The 21,346-nt window shown below is 41.0% G+C and carries 13 protein-coding genes; 9 read left to right on the forward strand and 4 right to left on the reverse strand.

All coding sequences use genetic code 11. From position 1 onward, the window contains the following. The first annotated feature begins 737 nt into the window (after nt 1-737). Nucleotides 738-3,128, forward strand: coding sequence for an EAL domain-containing protein (locus tag CXF95_RS17350; RefSeq protein ID WP_101199839.1), 2,391 nt, complete (start codon nt 738-740; stop codon nt 3,126-3,128). A gap of 889 nt (nt 3,129-4,017) precedes the next feature. Next, nucleotides 4,018-6,840 (forward strand): EAL domain-containing protein, encoded by a 2,823-nt coding sequence (locus tag CXF95_RS17355; RefSeq protein ID WP_101199840.1) that lies wholly within the window; start codon nt 4,018-4,020, stop codon nt 6,838-6,840. Nucleotides 6,841-6,910: 70 nt separating this feature from the next. Here CXF95_RS17355 and CXF95_RS17360 read toward each other — a convergent pair whose 3' ends face one another. After that, the gene (locus CXF95_RS17360) at nt 6,911-7,507 is read right to left on the reverse strand and encodes a TetR/AcrR family transcriptional regulator (RefSeq protein ID WP_101199841.1); all 597 of its coding nucleotides are present in this window, start codon (nt 7,505-7,507) and stop codon (nt 6,911-6,913) included. Nucleotides 7,508-7,653: 146 nt separating this feature from the next. Between CXF95_RS17360 and CXF95_RS17365 the strand changes: the two genes are divergently transcribed. Both CXF95_RS17365 and CXF95_RS17370 read left to right on the forward strand, forming a co-directional pair. After that, nucleotides 7,654-9,063 carry a hypothetical protein gene (locus CXF95_RS17365; RefSeq protein ID WP_101199842.1) on the forward strand — a complete coding sequence of 470 codons (1,410 nt, stop codon included), beginning with the start codon at nt 7,654-7,656 and terminating at the stop codon, nt 9,061-9,063. A 10-nt stretch (nt 9,064-9,073) separates the two neighbouring features. Beyond that, nucleotides 9,074-10,162, forward strand: a complete 1,089-nt coding sequence (locus tag CXF95_RS17370; protein ID WP_101199843.1) for a DUF2855 family protein — start codon at nt 9,074-9,076, stop codon at nt 10,160-10,162. A 20-nt stretch (nt 10,163-10,182) separates the two neighbouring features. On the opposite strand, the gene CXF95_RS17375 is transcribed toward CXF95_RS17370, so the two are convergent. Together CXF95_RS17375 and CXF95_RS17380 are read right to left on the reverse strand one after the other, a co-directional pair. Then, entirely contained in the window at nt 10,183-10,803 is a 621-nt protein-coding gene (locus CXF95_RS17375; RefSeq protein ID WP_101199844.1) for a YigZ family protein, read from the reverse strand. 4 nt (nt 10,804-10,807) lie between these two features. After that, nucleotides 10,808-11,683, reverse strand: a complete 876-nt coding sequence (locus CXF95_RS17380) for an EamA family transporter (RefSeq protein WP_101199845.1) — start codon at nt 11,681-11,683, stop codon at nt 10,808-10,810. Between the two features lie 424 nt (nt 11,684-12,107). On the opposite strand from CXF95_RS17380, the gene CXF95_RS17385 reads away from it, so the two are divergent. The 5 genes from CXF95_RS17385 to CXF95_RS17405 all read left to right on the forward strand — a co-directional run bounded on the left by CXF95_RS17385 (nt 12,108) and on the right by CXF95_RS17405 (nt 16,262). Further along, entirely contained in the window at nt 12,108-12,716 is a 609-nt protein-coding gene (locus CXF95_RS17385) for a hypothetical protein (protein ID WP_157828171.1), read from the forward strand. Continuing rightward, a complete protein-coding gene (locus CXF95_RS17390; RefSeq protein WP_157828172.1) occupies nt 12,713-13,273 on the forward strand; it encodes a HipA domain-containing protein in 561 nt (186 codons plus the stop codon). The genes CXF95_RS17385 and CXF95_RS17390 overlap by 4 nt, the downstream gene beginning before the upstream one ends. Beyond that, complete coding sequence (locus CXF95_RS17395; RefSeq protein ID WP_101199848.1) at nt 13,266-13,532, forward strand: helix-turn-helix domain-containing protein; 267 nt, start codon at nt 13,266-13,268, stop codon at nt 13,530-13,532. Before CXF95_RS17390 ends, CXF95_RS17395 begins: the two co-directional genes overlap by 8 nt. Before the next feature lie 137 nt (nt 13,533-13,669). After that, on the forward strand, nt 13,670-14,446 hold the full coding sequence (locus CXF95_RS17400; protein ID WP_101199849.1) for a reverse transcriptase domain-containing protein: 777 nt from the start codon (nt 13,670-13,672) through the stop codon (nt 14,444-14,446). A 277-nt stretch (nt 14,447-14,723) separates the two neighbouring features. Continuing rightward, entirely contained in the window at nt 14,724-16,262 is a 1,539-nt protein-coding gene (locus CXF95_RS17405; RefSeq protein WP_101199850.1) for a hypothetical protein, read from the forward strand. Between the two features lie 1,155 nt (nt 16,263-17,417). On the opposite strand, the gene putA is transcribed toward CXF95_RS17405, so the two are convergent. Further along, nucleotides 17,418-21,248, reverse strand: coding sequence for a bifunctional proline dehydrogenase/L-glutamate gamma-semialdehyde dehydrogenase PutA (gene putA, locus CXF95_RS17415; RefSeq protein WP_101199852.1), 3,831 nt, complete (start codon nt 21,246-21,248; stop codon nt 17,418-17,420). Nucleotides 21,249-21,346 lie beyond the last annotated feature (98 nt).

A 21,346-nucleotide genomic window follows, 5' to 3' on the forward strand; every position in this document is an offset into this window, starting at 1 on the left:
CACAGTCTTCAAGGACTCATTGCTGTTCGCCAAATAGGCCGCATTATCCTGTGAATCATTACTGGGAAATAGTTTGTGTGTCATAGTGACCATTTTTATAAGTCTTTTGTTTAAAGCTAGTGTGACTGTTTAATCAAGGTCTATTTGGCAAAAAGTATAGCCATATCATTCTTATTTGCATTCGATTGCAATGCTTGTGTATGGCATCTGGAATTGACGAAAATTTGCTCAAAAGAAGAGGATATTAATATTGAGCGAGTTTAAGTCACGTTAATCTAAGGCTCAATAATATTTTAATAAAGTCAACAGTAACCTTCTGTCGTGATGAAATTTCATTTGCCATTTAAATAACATGCACGACCAGAATATACATCATTTATGTATATTCTGGTCGTGCATATGTGTCATATTAGGTGTGTATGTATGTTATAATTATTTATTTAAATATCCGGGTTACGTCATCAATTGCATCTTAATATAAAAAATAATCAGAGGCTTTATGGAATCCTGTTGATATTATTATCCCTTCGTTATTTTCTAAATCCAGTGCCAATAGTTCATCGATTGGCTTTAGACACTAGTGAGGCAAAAAAAATTACTAATGCATTTGAAGTTTTTTCAGGTGACAGAATAGGTGTACTAAATGATGTGGCTATTTTATGGCCAGATAGGGATGTAAATTTATTAGATTGGTTTCATTTCATACTTAAACAGCGAAAGGACCTTAGACTTAATTGATGAAATCATTTCGAATTATTTTCCCGTTATTTATCACTGCTGCCATTCTTGTTAGTATGAACATTAGTATGTCTTTAAACGCTGCTGATGAAAGTCAGCAGGCTGCATTTGAACGTAAACAATCTTTGCTGGCAATGGACATGTCAAGTATCCTCCTCTCTAGTATAAAAGACGCGGAAACAGGGCTGAGGGGCTACCTTCTTACCCAAGATAATAGCTATTTGGAACCTTATTGGACTGCCGAAGATAACATTAAATTACAGCTAAAAATGCTTAAAAAGCTTATGCAACATGATGACCATAAAAAAGATTTATACGAACTTGAACCTATTATTTACGCTCTAATGGCATCCCTTCATACCTCCGTTGAATTCATAAGCAATGAACAATCCATTGACGCATATGCAAAGTTACAAACAGGTTCCGACAAAAAATTAATGGAGAATATTCGTCACTTGATAGGGCTGTTTAAAATAAACGAAACGGTGAAGTTAGACCAGTTAGATAAAACATTTAATTATTCATTACGTAGAGTATCGATTATTAGCACCTTGTCGAGTGCTATGATTACGTTGATGGCCATCATTGCTTCATTATTTATTTATCACGCGTCACGTCAGCAATTATTGTTACACAAAAAAACCAATAAAAAATTACAGCAGTCGAACTATGATCTTACTAATGAAGTTGAGATGCGTCACAAAGCTGAAATTGAATTACGTATCGTGGCCTCCACTTTTGAACTAAAAAACGGTATATTAGTCACGGATGCTGATGGCGTTATTCTGCGAGTCAACTCGGCATTTACCCAGACGACTGGCTATAGTCCGCAAGATGCGATTGGCAAAACACCTTATATATTATCCTCTAAAAAGCATGACAAAGCTTTCTACGCTAACATGTGGCATCAAGTTACCCATACCGGTGTCTGGGAAGGTGACACATGGAATCGTCGTAAAGATGGCACAGTTCATCCAGAGTATCTCACCATCACAGCCATCAAAAATAATGACGGACTCGTTGTTAACTATGTTGCCTCTTTGATTGATATTTCTCATCGTCTTGCGGCAGAAGACGAAATTAAGCAGCTCGCGTTTTATGACCATTTGACACAGTTACCCAATCGAAGATTGTTGCTTAAAAGACTAACTCAGGCGTTGGCTAAGGGCATTAGTAGCGGTAAACAAGGGGCGTTATTCTTTATTGACTTGGATAATTTCAAGTCGATAAACGATACCTTGGGGCATGATATAGGCGATGTATTGTTGCAACAAGTGGCTAAACGATTGACCGAGTGTGTTCGAAAAAATGATACTGTTGCCCGCCTTGGTGGCGATGAGTTTGTCGTCATGTTGATGGACGTGACTGAGTCGTCAACAAAGACGGCAGCACAACATGCTGAGACAAAAGGGCAACAAATACTCAATAGTCTGAACCAGGCATACGTCCTCGGCAATAAAAATTACTCTCGTCATGTCAGTCCCAGCATAGGGATAACACTATTTGGCAATCATGAGCAATCAATAGAAGAAATACTCAAGCAAGCAGATATCGCCATGTACAAGGCAAAAGAGGATGGACGAAATATGCTGCGATTTTTTGATCCAAAAATGCAAACTATAGTCGTTGCCAATGCCTCGCTGGAAATAGATCTGCGTGAGGCCCTACACAAAAATCAGTTGGTGCTTTTCTATCAAATGCAAACAACCAATACTAAAATTATTGGTGCTGAGGCACTTATTCGATGGCATCATCCAAAGCGTGGCATGGTTATGCCAATGGAATTTATCGCACTGGCAGAAGAAACAGGGTTGATCATTCCTATCGGAAATTGGGTACTTAGAACATCCTGTGAACAGCTTAAGAAATGGGCCTTGAACCCCTTGACACAACACTTATCACTATCAATCAATGTGAGTGCACGACAGTTTCACCAACCTGACTTTATTGAACAGGTACAATCTATTATTGATGACAGTGGCCTTAATAATCTGGATAAATTAAAGTTCGAACTTACCGAAAGCGTTATCCTTGATGATGTAGATGACGTTATCTTAAAAATGAACCAACTCAAAGGAATGGGCATACTTTTCTCAATGGATGATTTTGGTACGGGCTACTCTTCATTGTCTTACTTGACACGTCTACCCCTTGATCAAATTAAAATTGACAAATCATTTGTAGAATATATAGGTAAAAAGCATCTTGATAATATAATGGTGCAGAGCATTATCAGTTTGGCTAAAGAATTAAATCTGGACATCATCGCAGAAGGTGTAGAAACTGAAAATCAGCGCCTATTCTTAGAACGAAATGGTTGCTTTAGCTGCCAAGGCTATTTATTTAGTAAGCCGTTACCCTTGAGAGAATTTGAACTGCTTATCACGTAAATAAGTGCGTGACAGATACTAAACCTTACGTTGGTGTTCGATTCCTGTAAGGAAGCGTCCATCTCATCACCCATTGTTAAGAAAAAAATGAAGCAGGTTAAGGGAGCCATTGTGACTTACCGATAACTGATTGTAAGAGGCAATACTGCGCGGTGGCATGTTGATATGCAGTTAAAAACTGCCCAACAACGAGGGAGCCCTCACCTCCAGCTCAGAATTCAAATATCCCTCGCGGCATAATATACGCGAGGCTTCAAAACGATTGGGCACATTTTCAAGCCAGGCACAGGCTTGTTTTAAAGCTGTACACAACGCGAATACAGTATTGGGGATCGTGGTACGGGTGCCCAAACCCAGAGTTAATCTTACGCGTATTTACGGGGTGGCCTCCACTTAATAGTCGGCACCGCTGACAATAACACCGTCCTTAAGAAATAAGGCTAAACAAGCTTTGCCGACAGGGCAGGAAAAAACACGAGCAGAAAAGCACCAGTCGATGACCTAGACGCAGCCAGCGGTGGTGCTGTCCTGTCTTTTTTTCGATATCACTTTTACGCGCAGAAAAAGTATTCACTAGCTGTGACGCCACTTGATTACTGGGCCACGAATATTGCTGTCTATGCTTATATGGTTCGACGTTCTCTACGTATAATGCACTAGACTGATTATCAAAAAAACACATTGTGCGGTGAGGAGATGGCTTTTGCTAGACGCTAACTTTCATATGCCATATAAATAACAAATATTCAAAAAAACATCATGCACGTATATTATTATGATGTATATGTGTCGTATTGGGTATGTACATATGTCACTATAGTATATCTATGTGTTCAAGTTAGGTCATCAATTGCATCTTAATATAAAAAATAATCAGAGGCTTTATGGAATGCCGTTGATATTATTATTATCCCTTCTCATGTTATTTTTATTCCTTCGTTATTTTCTAAATCCAGTGCCAGTAGTTCATCGATTGGCCTTAGCTACTAGTGAGGCAAAAAAGATTACCAATGCATTTGAAGTCTTTTCAGATGACAAAATACGTGTACTTAATGATATGGCCAATTTATGGCCATATACGGATCCACATTCACTAAATTGGTTTGATACTCAGGCTGCCAATATGAGCAAGGTACATACCGACATTGTTGATATTGGGTGGATAAATTCAGATTTTACGGTCCGTCAGGCTTTCGCCTCTAGAGAGCACCTTTTGGTACTGGATAAAAGCATCACTGAATTTGGTATCAATACTGATGAACTTAAGCTTATTGGTCAAACTTCCAGTTTATATCAAGCCAATCATTCATTCGTTTTCTTCGTAGTTAGAATCGATCCAGATAATCCTCAGCTAGGTTATCTGTTAGCAAAATTTGACTTAGAAAAAAACTTATCTGTGATGACGGGTGACCTAATCAATCGCAAGTTTAATTTCTCTATCAGTGATAGCAAAATCTCATTGTTGGAACACAGTGACTTTGTGGATGACGAGACAGTGGTGTATCAATCGTTCAACTTTGCCGGTCGCACTTGGATGTTAAAACTACAATACGCTGATACATATTTGAAAATAGATAATATGATGTTTTGGCTAGGCTCAATCGTTTCTTGCTTCGCTAGTCTATTTTTATATTGGCTACTACGCATAAAAGCTTTCAGACCCAGTAAGAACCAATTATGTCATCAAGCTGTCATTGAAGCCGCACTCGACGGTATTCTTGTCTATAAGGCTTTGGGTGAAAAAAACTGCGATATAATCGAATTTGTGTTGGTTGATGCTAACAAAGTGGCAATGAAAATGTTGAATATTACGCTGCCTACAACACAGCCAATTAAGCTCAGTCAGCAATTGCAGCTAATTCAAGCTCAGGATATTTTGCCTAATATTATTGACGTAAACCAAAGTGGCTCACCATTCGAGTATGAATTACACATACATTCATCAAACATCAATCAATGGTTTAAATTACAAGTTGTCAAAGCCGGTGATGGAGTTGCTCTGACGTTCAGAGATATCTCTCAAAACCTACTTTCCCATCAGAACCTGCAACGCAGTGCGACCAAATTTCGACGTTTGATTGATGGCCTCAATGACCATTATATTTACTCGAAAGACGTCTCAGGCCAATACACTTTTATTAGCCATAGTATTAAACACATACTTGGGTATGAGGTTGACGATTTCCTAAAGAATTACAACAATTATCTGATCTCTTTGCCAAAAGACACGGAAGATCCATGCCTAAATCAACAACGAGGCAAAGGATCTCAATCTTACACTGTGGTCTATCTTTCTAAAAATCAGCAGGAAGTGAATATTGAATATCATGATTCACCGGTATTCGATGGGTCTGGTAACGTGGTCGCAATAGAAGGCATTGGGCGCGATGTTACGGCCGAATTGATATTAAAGGAACAAATTTACTATCAAGCCAATCATGATAAGTTAACTGGCTTGCTCAACCGTCACGCCTTTGATCTTGAATTACAAGCCCTCATTACACGATCGAAGGCAACCCAAGAGCAGGCCACTTTATGCTATATAGACATAGATGGATTTAAGTTAATCAATGATACCTGTGGTCATCATGCTGGTGACCAATTGTTGAACCATATTTCTAACTTACTGGGGGAAAAATTGTACGGTGATGATGTATTAGCCCGCGTGGGCGGTGATGAATTTTGTATGATATTGTGGGGTGTGGACAATAAAAGTGTTGAATCGAAAGTACAAACCGTTATAGAGCATGTGGCAGCCTATCGATTTTTATGGGAGGAAAAAATATTTCACGTCAGTGTCAGTATCGGGTTAGTGCATGTCGAACCTGAAGTTTCAGACGCGGTAAGTCTGGTACAGGAAGCGGATCTTGCCTGCTACAAAGCTAAGAGTAACGGTAAAAATCAATTTTGTGTGTATGAGTCCAGCGGATTACAAGAATCATTTCGCAAGCAAGAACTTGATATTTTAGAGTTATTACAGGTTGCAATCGAGCACAATAAACTGCAACTGTATTTTCAAACTATTAAACCACTGGGCTCATCAAACACTAATCACAACTATGAAGTCCTCTTAAGAATGTTCGATGAAAATGGTGCTATGATAAGCCCAAGCGTTTTTATTCCAGTCGCAGAACGTAACGGCTTAATGTCTCGGGTAGATACATGGGTTTTTGAACACACCATAAACTTACTTGAACGACATCCTAAACACACCCTATTACTGGATAAATGTGCGATCAATTTGTCGGGCGCTAGCCTCAACTCTCCATCACTATTAATAACCATTTTAGAACGATTGCAGCACACTAGTGTACCGCTTAACAAATTGTGTTTTGAAATTACTGAAACCGCTGCGGTGATGAATTTAGTCACAGCGAGTAAAACGATTGATAAAATTAGACTGCTAGGGTGTCAGTTTGCACTAGACGATTTTGGTGCGGGTATGTCTTCATTTACCTATTTGAAGAACATGAACGTTGATTATGTGAAAATTGATGGCTCATTTGTTAAAAATATGAGTAAAGATATCTGTGATTTTGCCACAGTCAAAGCCATCCATGAGATTGCTAGAAGCATGGGAAAACAAACTATTGCAGAATTTGTAGGTGATGAGGAAACAGAACAACTATTGCGGCAATTGGGAGTGGATTTTGCACAGGGTTTTAGCATTGCTCATCCCATGCCTATGCTGCCAATGTTATCCCAAATTTAGTTGTTATTAGGTTGGCTCTTTTTAATCCTCAGCGGTGCTAGAAATTGCAGTGCTGTAGCTGGCGAATAGCTTATTTGGGTATGGGTACAGCGTGTTTGGTAATGATGGCATCAATGTGTGTCGCCAGTGCACTCAACGCCAAACTGTTCCATTCAACAGGGCTGATTAATGTGGATATGGCGTGATGTTTTAAACTGACATAACCATGCACAAAAGCCCAAATTTCAAGCGCAACCCGTTGTTTTTCTGCTTTTTTTGTATCCTCTGGCAGTATAAGAGAGCTAATATCAACTAACTTTTTAAAGGCTTTTTCTGCCATGGCTTGGGCTTCTTCAGATGGCAAGTAACCCGCATCACCTTCACCAAAAATCAGCCGGTAATGGGCTTCATATTGGTCGGCTAGCTCTAGGTACCCCTTTACGCCCTGCAAAATAACGTCTCGTACTGGTGCATGAGTATCAAGAATATCCATAGCCGAAAATACTTTTTCGAACCCCTCTATATACAGTTCGTCTAAGATCCCTTGCTTGCCTTTAAAATGACTATAGATGCCAATAGTAGACACCCCGGCGCGTTTAGATATGGCTCTTACACTCAGTGCAGAGGTGCCTCCTTCGAGAAATAATTCAGATGCGGCTTTTAAAATGGTGTTTCTTGCGTCGCTCATAATGATGAATATCTAACCAATAAGAAAGGTGTAACAGTTGACTGACATAACAGTGTTATGATTAACTATAACACTGTTATGCGCAATGTGATTCTTTGCTTTTCACTGGTGCACAATAATAATTCATTCACACCGGGGATCAAAAGATGACAGCACACACTCATGAAACAGATTACCTAATAGTTGGTAGCGGCGCAGTAGGAATGGCATTTGCAGATATTTTATTAACAGAAAGTGATGCAAATATCATCATTGTTGACCGCTTCCATAAACCTGGTGGTCATTGGAATGTCGCCTACCCTTTTGTCACACTGCATCAACCGTCTTATTTCTACGGCGTCAGTTCTCGTGAGTTGAGCAAAGGTTGTATTGATCAGGTGGGATTAAATAAAGGGCTGAATGAATTAGCCTCTGGTGCTGAAGTCAGCGCTTATTTTGATGATGTGATGCGCGAGCAGTTTTTGCCAACTGGTCGGGTGAAGTACTTTCCTATGTGTGATTATAAAGGTGACGGCAAGTTTGTTTCGTCACTGACCGGTGAAACCCATCAAGTCACAGTGAACAAAAAAACAGTCGATGCTACCTACTTAAATACGAATGTGCCGTCTACACACACGCCAAATTTCAGTATTGCCCCAGATATTCAATTTATGCCCTTAAATGATTTGCCCAAAGTCACCCAACCACCTGCTGGTTATGTGGTCATAGGTGGTGGTAAAACCGGCATTGATGCAGTGTTGTGGTTACTTGAAAAAAACGTTAATCCTGATGATATTCAATGGGTAATGCCCCGTGATGCTTGGTTAATAGATCGTAAAAACACTCAACCTACAGAAGAATTTTTTGCCGATGCCATTGGCGCACAAGCCTCTCAAATGGAAGCCATTGCGAATTCATATTCCATTGAAGATATGTTTGACCGATTAGAACAAGCGGGCGTATTCCTAAGGATTGACACTAATGTTCAACCAGAAATGTTCCATGGTGCCACTGTCAGCCAAATGGAGCTGGAAGCCCTACGTAAAGTAAAAAATATTATCCGTATGGGGCGAGTCACCCACATTGAAAACCAACAGATTATATTAGAGCAGGGGGTCATCCCAACTAGTACCAAGCATTTACATATTGACTGTTCGGCTAGTGCATTAACTAATTTAACCATCAAACCTATCTTTGCAGGCGACGTTATCACGCCGCAAACTGTGAGTTCATATCAACCTGTTTTTAGCGCCGCTTTCATTGCCCATATCGAATTAGCTTACCCAGAAGAGGCAAAAAACAAAATCTGTAATGTGGTGCCTTTACCAAATACGTTAATTGATTGGTTACGTTTAACCGCCGCCTTTATGATGAATCAGTATATGTGGTCACAAGACGAAAATTTACGTCAATGGCTATTAGAAAATCGCTTAGATGGCTTTAGCCAGTTGATGCGCGGTGTTAAAAAAGACGACATTGAAAAACAAGCCATAGTGAAACGTTTACGAGCCAATGCACAACCAGCCATGGCAAAGCTGCAGCAATATTTGGCTCAAGCACAAGTCAGCGTTAATTAAGGAAAGGTATATGAGTGAATTTCAAATACGTAAAGATAACTACCTGACCAATCGAATCGTCGATACTAGTTTGTCTGAAAGTGATATCGCAGAAGGTGAGGTGTTAGTAAAAATTGACCGCTTTGCGTTTACAGCCAACAACATTACCTATGCAGTGGTGGGTGACCAATTTGGTTATTGGCAATTTTTTCCGCCAAGCGGTCACGATGTTAAGAACTGGGGCATTATACCCGTTTGGGGTTTTGCCGATGTGGTGGCTTCCCATGCTGAGGGTGTGCCAGTAGGCGAGCGATTATTTGGTTATTTCCCGCCCGCCACGTACCTTAAAATGACACCCACTCATGTGAATAAACTGCGTTGGATTGATGGTGCTGAGCATCGTGCTCCCTTGCCTTCAGGATATAATGCGTATCGCAGAGTATTGGCTGAACCCAATTATAATAAGGCAATGGATGATTTTAGGATGTTGTTGTTTCCACTGCATCTAACATCCTATTGTTTGTACGATAACCTACTTGATAACAACTGGTTTGGCGCTGAGCAAGTTGTGGTGATAAGTGCCTCAAGCAAAACCAGTATTGGTTTGGGTTATGCATTGGCAGATGATGAAAATGCGCCTAAAAGCATTGGCATGACATCGAGTCGCAACCTAGATATGGTCAACAATTTAAGCCTTTATGACAACACAGTGACCTATGATAATTTGACAGAAATCGATGCATCTAAGCCAACAGTGATAGTGGATATGTCTGGAAATGGAGAGGTGTTAGGTAGATTACATAAACACCTTGGCGACAATATGAAGTTTTGTTCAAATGTGGGTTTCACTCACTGGGAAGACGGTGGCATGGGCCCTGATTTTATTCAGCAGCGTAGTGAAATGTTTTTCGCCCCTAGTCATATCCAAAAGCGGCTCAAAGAATGGGGGCCTGAAGTATTCGAGCAAAAAACTACGGCCTTTATGCAATCCACTATCCGCAGAAGTGCCAGTTGGTTGACGTTGACCCAGCTTAACGGGTTACAGGGGTTAGCCGAAATTTATCAAGATGTGTGTGAAGGGAAGGTTGATCCTGAAGCCGGATTGATCGTTGAAATGTGACGAATAGGTAAAACAATACCTTAATCAGTGTCCGGCAGGGAAACCTCAATGTTACCTGCTGTGATATTGCTAAGTTCGGTTTTAAACGTGCTCACTTCGCTGCTCGCAATTGCAATACTGAGAGTAACTTGTTGAGCATAATCTGGATCAACATCCTGGACATCATAACGTGCTAGTAACCGCGATATACTGCCATCATAGGTATAATCATAGGTAAATTTTAAGAGGGTTCGGTTAACCTTAAGCCTTATAGGTAAATCTTTTAGCACCAACGACACCGCCTCAGAATAGGCTCGTTGTAACCCGCCAGTACCTAACTTAGTGCCACCAAAATAACGGACTATTGCAACCACAATATCACCGTATCCACTGTATTCGAGGACCTTTAACATAGGCATGCCCGCCGTTCCGCTGGGCTCACCGTCGTCACTCATTGAGCGAATAGTCGTATTGGGAGCACCAGCAATATAAGCCCAACACACATGATTAGCTTGAGGATGTTGTTGGCGCAAAGTGCGGATGAAATGGTCTGCTTCCCGGCGATCGACGGCAGGCGCAGCAAAGGTCAAAAATTTGCTGCGCTTTACCTCTAGTTCAACTTGGCATATTTGCGCAGGCACTTGATAGCTTTGTGAACTCAATACATTATGCCCACATTACCAAAACAGCGGCCGCAGCGATAAGCAATAAGCCAATTATTTCATGTTTCTGTACTTTGTTTTTTAACCAAAACGTTGCGAGTAACATGGTGAGTAATACCTCTACTTGACCTAATGTTTTCACATAGGCGACATGATGTAATGACACCGCACTAAACCAACAAATAGTGCCAAAACAACTGATAATGCTAGTGGCTAAGGTCATCCTAGCGTTATTTTTCAATGCTACAAAAGTGCTTTTGTGTTTTACCGCGATATAACTCACAAGTAAGCTAGTTTGAATGCATAACACCCATAACAACACCCAAGCCGCACTGTGTGGAAATGGCACATTTAGCAAATGACTCGCGTCTCTCACAAATAATGATGTCAGTGCAAAACAGGTGCCACAAGCCAAACCTATGATCACCGTTTTAACGCTTAACTGGCCTTTTCTGCCACCACCTGACAATACAAATATCGCTGTCGCACCAACAACAATGCCTACCCAGCCAAATGCACTCAGTTGGCTGCCAAAAAATATAGTCCCTAATACTGCGGCCACCAAAGCCTCGCTTTTGGCTAGTCCGGCCCCAACAGAAAAGTTTTTTTGTTTAAACAGAATAACCATTAATGAAGTCGCGGAGATTTGCATTACAGAAGCGAGTAAAACAAGGAGCACAAATTTGAGGGGGAACTCAGGGATAGCTTGATGTGAAAAGGTATACAGCAGTACTAGGTATGTCAACGCAATAGGTGGTGCAAATAAAAACCGCGCTAGAGTCACACCAGAGGTGCTCATATTCGCACTTAGCTTACTCTGCAACGCGTTTCGAAACGTTTGCAGTACCACCGCACTTAGCGTAAAGAAAACCCAGCTCACAGCAAGACCTTAAAAATTAGAAGGTTTGATCTTACTCCATAAACGAGCGAATAGATTATCATCTGTTTACATAGCTAATATTTTCACTGTCTATCCAATTCAATTTATTACTTTGGTGAATTTTTTGTTATTTTAAATTATTGATTAAATTAGCTATTTTCGCATGTGGCGTCAAAGTGTTATTTGTGACGAATCAAAAAATTGTGGCTCTATTTTCTCTTATTTAGAATGCGGACATTAAAAACGCCAATCCTTGATGAGTGGCGCTTTCGTGTCATCTATAAACCACAATGTGGCAACTAAGCCCTGTGCCTCAATGGTTACTGTGGTTCCAGCTAAAATATCCGTTTATTCGTTGGGTATATTGCGAAGGTGCAGACAGCGGTTGATAGTAAGTTCGATAACGTTAAGCACAATAACAGAAATGCTAGTTAGTGAAGGATGGAAGTCGACAGTGCCGCTGATGGTGGATCAGCGAAATAAAAACATGAGGTTATGCCAGTGGTGGCTGGATTATCTCGACTTAGCACGGCAGTCTAAGTTTCAACAAAATATTGGTTTACTGACCCATGCTTGCATTGCACCTATTGGTCACTTGCGAGTTAAACAAGCCTTTGACAGCCGACCACAGCAAAATGATATGCGCTTTCCAATCGAGCAAGCTATTGCCATGCAATACGATTTTCTCGAATATGCTAACCAACAAAGTGCGGCTATAGGTGGTGCTATTGGTGCGGGTGGTGTTGCTCCCAAATTGTTATTAATGGTAGAAAATGAACATGTTTATATTGATGCTGACTTTGCTGGAAAACCACTAGCAGCGACGCCTTATTTAGTTAAGTTTGCTCGTAACAACAGAAGTGAACGTGACAATAACGTTTTAAGAGCTGAAGGTATTTATTACCGTGTGCTTGCCGAATTGTTAGCTGATACTAGTTTACAAACTATCGATGTTGAAGAGCTGCGAATAGAAGAACACCAAGGCCAAGTCAGTTTATGGTTACCACGCTTTGGCTCTTCTCCGCTCCTGTGAGCGAAAATGGCCTGGCAAAACGTATTGGCCTAGAAAGTGTTTATTCCATTATCGAAGCAGGGCCGGGAAGTGCACAACAACATTTTGATGTAATCGACCGTTTATGGCAGCGATTAGAGTGGGTAAGCAAAATGTCACCGGCAGATTTTGTCAAAGAGTATGTAGCCAGAGACTTACTGAACATTGTGTTTGGGAATTCAGATAACCACGGCCGAAACACTGCTTTTTTAAAGTTAGACAATGACGTTCGTTTCGCGCCAATTTATGATTTTGCGCCTATGAAAGCCGCCCCCGAAATGGTGACTCGTTTATTTAAATGGGGTAAAGATTGTGAAACAGGCGGGGAGGTAAACTTTGCACAAGTCGCCCAGTATTTAGGTGAATACTGCCCACCGGAAGAGATGATGGCCTTTTTAAACAAGTTGGCTAATAAATTAATTAATGTTCCCAAATACCTAAAGGAACAAGGATGTCCCAAAGAAATTTTAAATTTCCCAGCCATTGGCTTTAACTTCACAGAACAAAAATTACAGCGTATGGGGGTAATCAATGCATAACCTTACAACACAAGAACGTAAAACCTTATTGGCCGACATTAATCATAACTTATTAACCGGCGGCTTGACGCTGGGACAAGCCGCTCGGCGGATACGTACCGAGTTGTACCAAATGTCACAAACTCAATATGCCGCGTTTATCGGCCTATCTGCAAAGACCCTTCGAGATATCGAAAAGGGTAATACCGATCCTAAGTTATCGATATTAAGTAAAGTATTCAGACCTGCTGGAATGAATATTATTGCTCAAGCGAAGTAATATAAGGTAATGAAATGAGGATATTCTTCATCCAATGATCAGCGAACTTTGAGTAGAGGGTAAGTCAGAAGCATCGCTTTTGCTGAAGTTTTAGGTTGCTTCGTAATTAATTAAAGTGGATGTCCTGTTAATTTCATATGGCTATCTGGGATCCCCTGGAATCCCTGTATCAGGCACACCCGATCAATACGGATCCCACATATTATACTTGTTTTTGCTATGTTGTTGGCGGTGCTATATCGCCGCTTTTGGCGAATATTTACCTTCACTATGCATTGGATAAGTGGGTGGTAGAGTGGCGGTTACATGAGGCGCGAGGAGAGGTGTACATCATCCGATATGCCGATGATTTTGTCATGGGTTTTCAATATCAGGATGATGGAAAGAGCTTCAAACGAGCCTTGGAAACCCGTCTTGGTGATTTTAAACTGAGTTTACACTCAGGCAAAACGCAGTTGATAGAGTTTGGTCGTTTTGCCAAAAGTAATCGAGAGCAAAGAGGGGTAGGTAAACCCAAGAGTTTTGATTTTCTTGGATTCACTCATATTTGCTCAATCCGCAGAGACAATGGAAAGTTTAAGTTAATGCGCGAATCGATAAAGAAGAAACTCAGGGATAAAATCAAGCAAATAGGTAACACACTAATGCAATACCGGCACAAACCGCTATGGGAATTAGGCAGTTGGTTAAGGAAAGTATTAACGGGTTACTACAACTATTTTGCTATCCCAGGCAACCACACTAGTCTACAGATGATGCGCACGGAAGTAGCGCGAGCTTGGATCAAAGCCATGCGTCGTCGAAGCCAAAAAGGAAGAAATTTCAATTGGTTTAAGATGCAGCGATGGATAAATCGATTCAGCCCGCACACTCGCGTGCGCCACCCGTATCCCAATCAACGCTTTCACCTTTGACTCGATGTAGGAGCCGTATGCGTTAGTAGCGCCCGTACGGATCTGTGCCGGAGGCCTGATTTAAGCTTGTTAAAACTAATTAAATCAGGGCTTTACGGCGATTCGTATCAAAATCAAAAGCAATATTTCTGTGCCGCTAGGCATAATGCTTTTTGTTCACTAAAATCGGGTTTTTCGTTTATAACTCAATCACTGAATTTTGTTAACTTTCCACATAAGTCATATATCCGCTATAGTGAACTATGAACTGTCAACTAAATACTAAGGAAGAGATCATATGAAGGTTTACCGTCAATTGCTGTTGCTCACGGCGTTCACGAGTGCTTTATTTGTTGCTATCGCAACTCAGGCTCATGAAGGTCACGATGATCCGGATATGATCATTAAAAACCTCGGTAATTTAGGTAAAGTCGACTTTTCCGTTTCCTGTAGTACCGATGCACAAAAGGCCATAAGCACCGGTGTTGGACTGCTACACCACATGATGTATGCCCAAGGGGAAATGTTTTTCGGAAACTGGCTTGAGAAGGAGCCAACTTGTGCCATGTTGCACTGGGGTTATGCAATGACCTTGTTCCACCCTCTATGGCCAGATACCATAAAAGAGGAAGCTCTGATCCGCGGTGAAGCCACCCTTACTAAGGCAATGCAACTCACTGCTACATCTAGAGAAAAGGCCTATCTCAACGCGGCAAGCGCATACTACAAAGATTGGCAAAACGTAGCAGACAAACAGCGCATTAAAGCATGGGCAAGCGCCCAAAAAACTGTATATCAACAAAATCCCGAGGACATAGATGCAGCGGCTTTTTATGCTTTGTCTTTACTGGTTACCGCTTCAAAACAGGATCAAACTTTTAGTCAAAACCGAGAAGCGGGTTTACTTTTGGATAAACTCCAAAAGCAATCGCCCACTCACCCCGGCGCTATTCATTATACTATCCATGCCTATGATAATGCGCCTTTAGCCGAACTAGCAATTGATTCAGCAAGGGCTTACGACCAAATTGCACCTGACGTGCCTCACGCACTACATATGCCAAGCCATATTTTCGTGCGTTTAGGAATGTGGGGAGATGTAGCAAGTTGGAATATTCGTTCTGCAAAAGCGGCTTTGAAATATCCAACAAAAGGGGCGACGACCATGCACTATGTGCATGCGATTGATTACTTGATATACGCCTATTTACAACTTGGAGATGGGGAAAAAGCCGCCCAAGCGCTTAAACAAGTGCAAGCTTATCATCCCATTCAGGGGACTTTCCCAGCAGCTTACGCTTTATCTACCATGCCCGCCAGGATAGCTCTAGAGCAAAAAAATTGGCAGCAAGCAAGTCAGCTAAGCACTCAACAACCGGACTATATAAACTGGCAGAATTTTCCCCAGGTTGAAGCTATTACCTACTATGCTCGTGGCATAGGTGCTGTCAAAACTGGTGACTTAAAAGGGGCTAGAGAAAATATAAACATGTTGGATGAGCTATACCAAAAAACAAAAATACTCAGTCCAAATTATTGGGCCATTCTGGTAGACGCTCAACGACAGGTAGTAAAGGCGTGGGTCAACTATGCAATGGGAGAAAAAAAACAAGCTTTAGTTGAACTACGTCAAGCAGCCGATCTTGAAGACACTCTAGACAAAAACCCCGTCACTCCTGGTGCGGTCTTGCCCGCAAGAGAGCTACTGGCCGACATGCTAATGCTTAACCAGCAGTATGCTGATGCTGTGACCGAGTACGAAGCGAGCTTGGCTATTAATCCAAACCGACGAAATAGCATAACGGGTTTAAAAGCTGCCAAAGGAAACCTTCAATAAAATTACAAGCCAGCATTGCCTAGGAAATAAAATATAGACCAATAAAAAGCCTTATATCAGTTACCTAAGATAAGGCTTTTTAATAGTCAGTTTTCTTTAATATTAATGTTGATAAACTCGCTAGGTTTATACTACTCCCAATCCATAATTGGTAACGAGAGATGGTTCGTTTTATTATCGAGTTCGGGGAACACCTCGAAAAGCATATTAACTAAATAGCATTTACACAGAGTATAGGTAAAATAAAACTTCATTTTTCCTAAAATCAAAATACATGATGCCTTATATTTTCCATATTGACATCTATTTCATATTCTTAAGGGAGTGAAAGTTGGTTGTTTTTCGTCGATTAATCAACTGTTTCTTCTTAATTCAGAATTCAAGACAAGCGCCTCCCGCTGTTGTGCAAACCAGTTTTGCTTATGATGATGAACGGCTTTTATTCAAACAGACTTATCTGAGGCGGTGCTCGACTTTGTGGAGTGGCAGATACGACGACTTCATCATTCTTTGTATTCAGGTGGATGAGTATCTTTTGGATCACCAATGGACAATAGAGCCGTATTTAACGACTGGCTGAACGTCTGGTTTGTAAGTAAACTTGCTGTAGAATTTTTGCTACTGACTGACTATAGATCGCTCAAACTAATCCTAAACATGGCTTGGAAAATCGACGTCGCTTAAGTCAGCAATGTCGCAACTGCTGAAATTAGATACAGTATCTCGACTGGCGACTGATCGCTCAAACCCGCCTGTCAGTTTATTAGGCAAGTCTGAGTTTCAAACATTAATTCGTCGAATTTTTATAGAGTTTTAACTTTGGTTTTTCCTAGTTACAAACATTAATATGCTCGCACACCAAATGAACTATTAGCCCGATTAGGTACATTAGGACAAGTACAATAGGGCCAAAGCCGACAATAGATTATTGAAGAGCGGCTTAAAGCAAATGTTGTCTAGGATTTGTAGCCTCGAATGTCGTTGTGAAGCTATAGTAAGATCCTTTGCCCTACGATTACCATATGTTCAAAAAGTAGGGCAGAGGTCAGCGTCGCGTTGCTGATTTTGTTTGTCAATAATACATTAAGGTGACGGATGCTCCGTCAAGGGCTTCGCTGAGAATGTTAGTATCCAAAACGAACCGCTCCTTGATCGCTAGTCTTCTTCATCTAAGGTCATGAGTGAGGTATTACCACCAGTAGCGGTGGTATTAATACTGATAGCTTTTTCTGTTAATAATCGTTGCATTAAATTATCAAAATATTTTGAACTGATCACCGGTAAAATTGCACCTTGACGTTCTGCTAATTTCTCACTGATATAATGTTTACGGTCGCAATGACTATCAACAACAACACCTGATAATCCAGGCTGTACCAGCAACGCTGTTAAATGGCATAACCGAGTAATTTGAAAAACATTCTCATCTTCGCCTGTTGCAATGAATTCATCTCTAAAAGCCATTGCTTCATCATAAAACAAGTCAGAAACAACCGAGATCACGGTATTACCGGTTGCCAAAGCCGTTACGACAGAAAGCAACCAAAAGTGAAAACTAACATTTTCGTCAGCAAAACAGATGATGTTGCCACGATTTTCTAAATATAGAGTATTAGACTCACCTGTTGGACCCGGTAAAACGGTTGGTTCCTTCAGGTGTTTTTCAATATCAATTAATTGTGAGCGCGCCGCTTTTAAAGTATGCGTTAAATCGTCTGCTAAATTACCAATGATTTCGATATGAGCTATTTTTGCTAACACTTCGCTAACACAAGATATACGGGTATTTAACTCGGTCAAACGCCATACTTTTTCTGCTGTACTCGCTCTGTCCATAAATAATACGGCTTGCGCATCCGTATCGCTGTTTGAGGCTTGTGCTTGCTGCGGTATTAAATTAAGTTTCTTGGCACTGGGTGTTGTTATTTCTTTAACTAAACGCGTTAAATAATATGGTCCACCTGCTTTTGGCCCTGTACCTGAAAGACCACGACCACCAAAAGGTTGCACACCCACAATGGCGCCAATCATATTGCGATTTATATACACGTTACCTGCTCGTGATAACTTCGCCAAATTTATGGCTCGCTGTTCAATGCGGGTATGGATACCCATAGTTAAGCCAAAACCTGTGCCGTTAATATCATCAATGACTTTTTCTATTTCATCGCCTTTAAAGCGAACAATATGAACACAAGGGCCAAATACTTCCTGCTTCAGCGCGCTAATATTCTCTATTTCATAAAGTCGCGGCGCAAAAAAGAAATGGTCGTTATCTGCTATTTCATTTGTTATCTCATCAGAAATATCGCATTGGTATAATAGCTGACCATGAGTTTTCATATAGTCACTGTGAGCATTGAGTGAATCTAGCGCTTTTTGATCAATGACAGGACCTACGTCAGTACTCAGTTTTTCTGGGTTACCCACATGTAATTCTGCTAATGCGCCTTTAAGCATTGTAATAACATTATCAGCAATATCTTCTTGTAAAAATAACACTCGAAGTGCAGAACAACGTTGACCTGCAGATTGAAACCCTGAAGAAATAACATCATCAACGACTTGTTCAGGTAGGGCGGTAGAGTCAACTAACATGCAGTTTTGACCACCCGTCTCAGCAATAAAGGGCACTTGATCGCCGCCTCTATCAGCCAATGTTTGCGAAATGATAGTCGCTGTTTTAATAGAACCAGTAAAAATAACCGCTTGAATACGTGCATTAGGAATAATAACACTACCCACATCACTACCCCGTGCAATAACGGCTTGTACAACGCCATGTGGTAATCCAACAGAGGTCATGAGTTCAATAGCGCGCAATGCAATTAAACTTGTTTGCTCGGCTGGTTTAGCTAACACCGTATTACCAGTAGCAATGGCAGCAGTCACTTGCCCTATAAATATAGCTAACGGGAAGTTCCAAGGGCTGATACATAACACTACACCACGGGCTTCTAAACGATCATCTTCTGCAAGTTCAATCGCTTGTTGTGCATAATAGCGACAAAAATCAACCGCCTCTTTGATTTCATCAATACCATCTTGTGCCGTTTTCCCTGCTTCTTTGATGCATAAGGCAATTAACTCGTCCATATGATGTTCAAGAACATCGGCAACACGGCATAATAAGGCCGCGCGTTCAGATACAGGCGTTTGTGACCATGAACCAAATGCGTTTTGAGCTGTTTCGATCATCGCGAGCATTTCATCGTTGCTGTGATGTCGTTGAAAGCCAATAATTTCACTCTGCTTTGCTGGGTTTCTAATAGCGACAGACCCCTCTGGCACATCATCTTCAGAGAACAAGTTATCCATAAGCCAGTTATCCAGTGATGTTTTTAAAGGGGTTACTGTATTGATATCGGTTAAATCTAGGCCCTTGGAATTATCTCGACCACCACCTTTTTCATCATGGTATAACGCGATGGGTTTGATTATCTGGCCATTATATTTGTCTTTTAAGCGATGCATTTTTTCAACGGGATCGACAAGTAAAGATTCGACCGGTTGTGACTCATCAATAATGGCATTAACAAAAGAAGAGTTAGCGCCATTTTCTAACAAACGACGCACTAAATAGGCGAGTAGATCTTTATGAGGACCAACCGGTGCGTAGACGCGACATTGAACATTTTCATTGGCAACAACTTGATCATACAACGAGCCACCCATGCCATATAGACATTGAAATTCAAAACTTGTTTTGTCATCGCCCGCCAGTTCAAGAATAGTCGCGACAGTATAGGCATTATGCGTAGCAAACTGTGGGAAAATGGTATCTCTATATTCTAATAATTTTTTCGCACAGGCGAGGTAAGATACATCAGTAGAAGCCTTGCGAGTGAATACCGGAAAATGCTGATAACCCCCTTTTTGGCTGTTTTTAATCTGAGTATCCCAATAAGCGCCTTTCACTAAGCGCACCATCATTTTTCGGTCAACACGCATGGTGAGTTCACGTAACCAGTCAACTATAAAGGTGGCGCGTTTTTGATAAGCTTGCAGGGCCATCGAAAAGCCATTCCAACCTGCTAACTCATCATCACTAAATACCGCCTCAATAACATCAAGGGATAGTTCTAATCGCTCAGATTCTTCCGCATCAACAGTTAAACCAATATTGTAGCTTTTGGCTTGTAAACAAAGTGCTTTAAGTTTGGCGGCAGCTTCAATCATTACCCGTTCTCGTTGTGCAAATTCGTAACGAGGATGGATAGCAGAAAGCTTAACTGAAATACCAGGCACTTTGCGAGGGTCGTCCTTACCCGACGCACGAGCAACTGCGCCAATGGCATCTATGGCAACTTGATAAGCTTTAAAATACTTTTGGGCATCACTCATGGTTCGGGCACCTTCACCTAGCATGTCGTAAGAATATACGAAGCCTTGCCGCTCTTTCTTGGCAGCATGATCAGTTGCCTCTTGAATCGTTTCGCCCATAACAAACTGCTCACCCATAATTTGCATGGCGTAGTTCATTGCCTTGCGAATGACAGGCTCACCTAATCGACCAATAACCTTCTTCAATAGACCAAAGCTATCTTTTTCCCGTTCATCAGCATAGTCAACCATGGTTCCGGTCACTAATAACCCCCAAGATGAGGCATTAACGAACAGTGAATCACTGCTGCCTATATGACTGTTCCACTGCCCTTTAGATATTTTGTCACTAATTAGGGCATCTTGAGTTTGCTTGTCTGGTACACGTAATAAGGCTTCGGCTAAACACATCAATACCACACCTTCTTCACTGGATAATGTGTATTCTGCCAGTAAGGCATCTATTGCACCGTTTCCCGATTCGTCTCTACGTATTTTCAGAGACATTTTACGGGCTTTTTCCCACGCCTTGCTTGCAGCATTATCGCTAACTTCTGCCAAGGGTAAAATATGCTCTACCGCAACACTTTCATCAATACGATAGAACTCGCGAATTTTTTGACGAATAGGGGACTCCGTGATGTTTGAATTATTAAAAAGCATATGCTTCACCTCAAATTTTTTTTAAAATGTTTTGCAATTACATAAGTTAATTACAATTTAATTTACTGCTTCGATTGAATGTAAAATTCAGTTGCTGT

Origin of the sequence: Paraglaciecola sp. MB-3u-78 (assembly GCF_002835935.1) — a bacterium.
Lineage (GTDB): Bacteria > Pseudomonadota > Gammaproteobacteria > Enterobacterales > Alteromonadaceae > Paraglaciecola.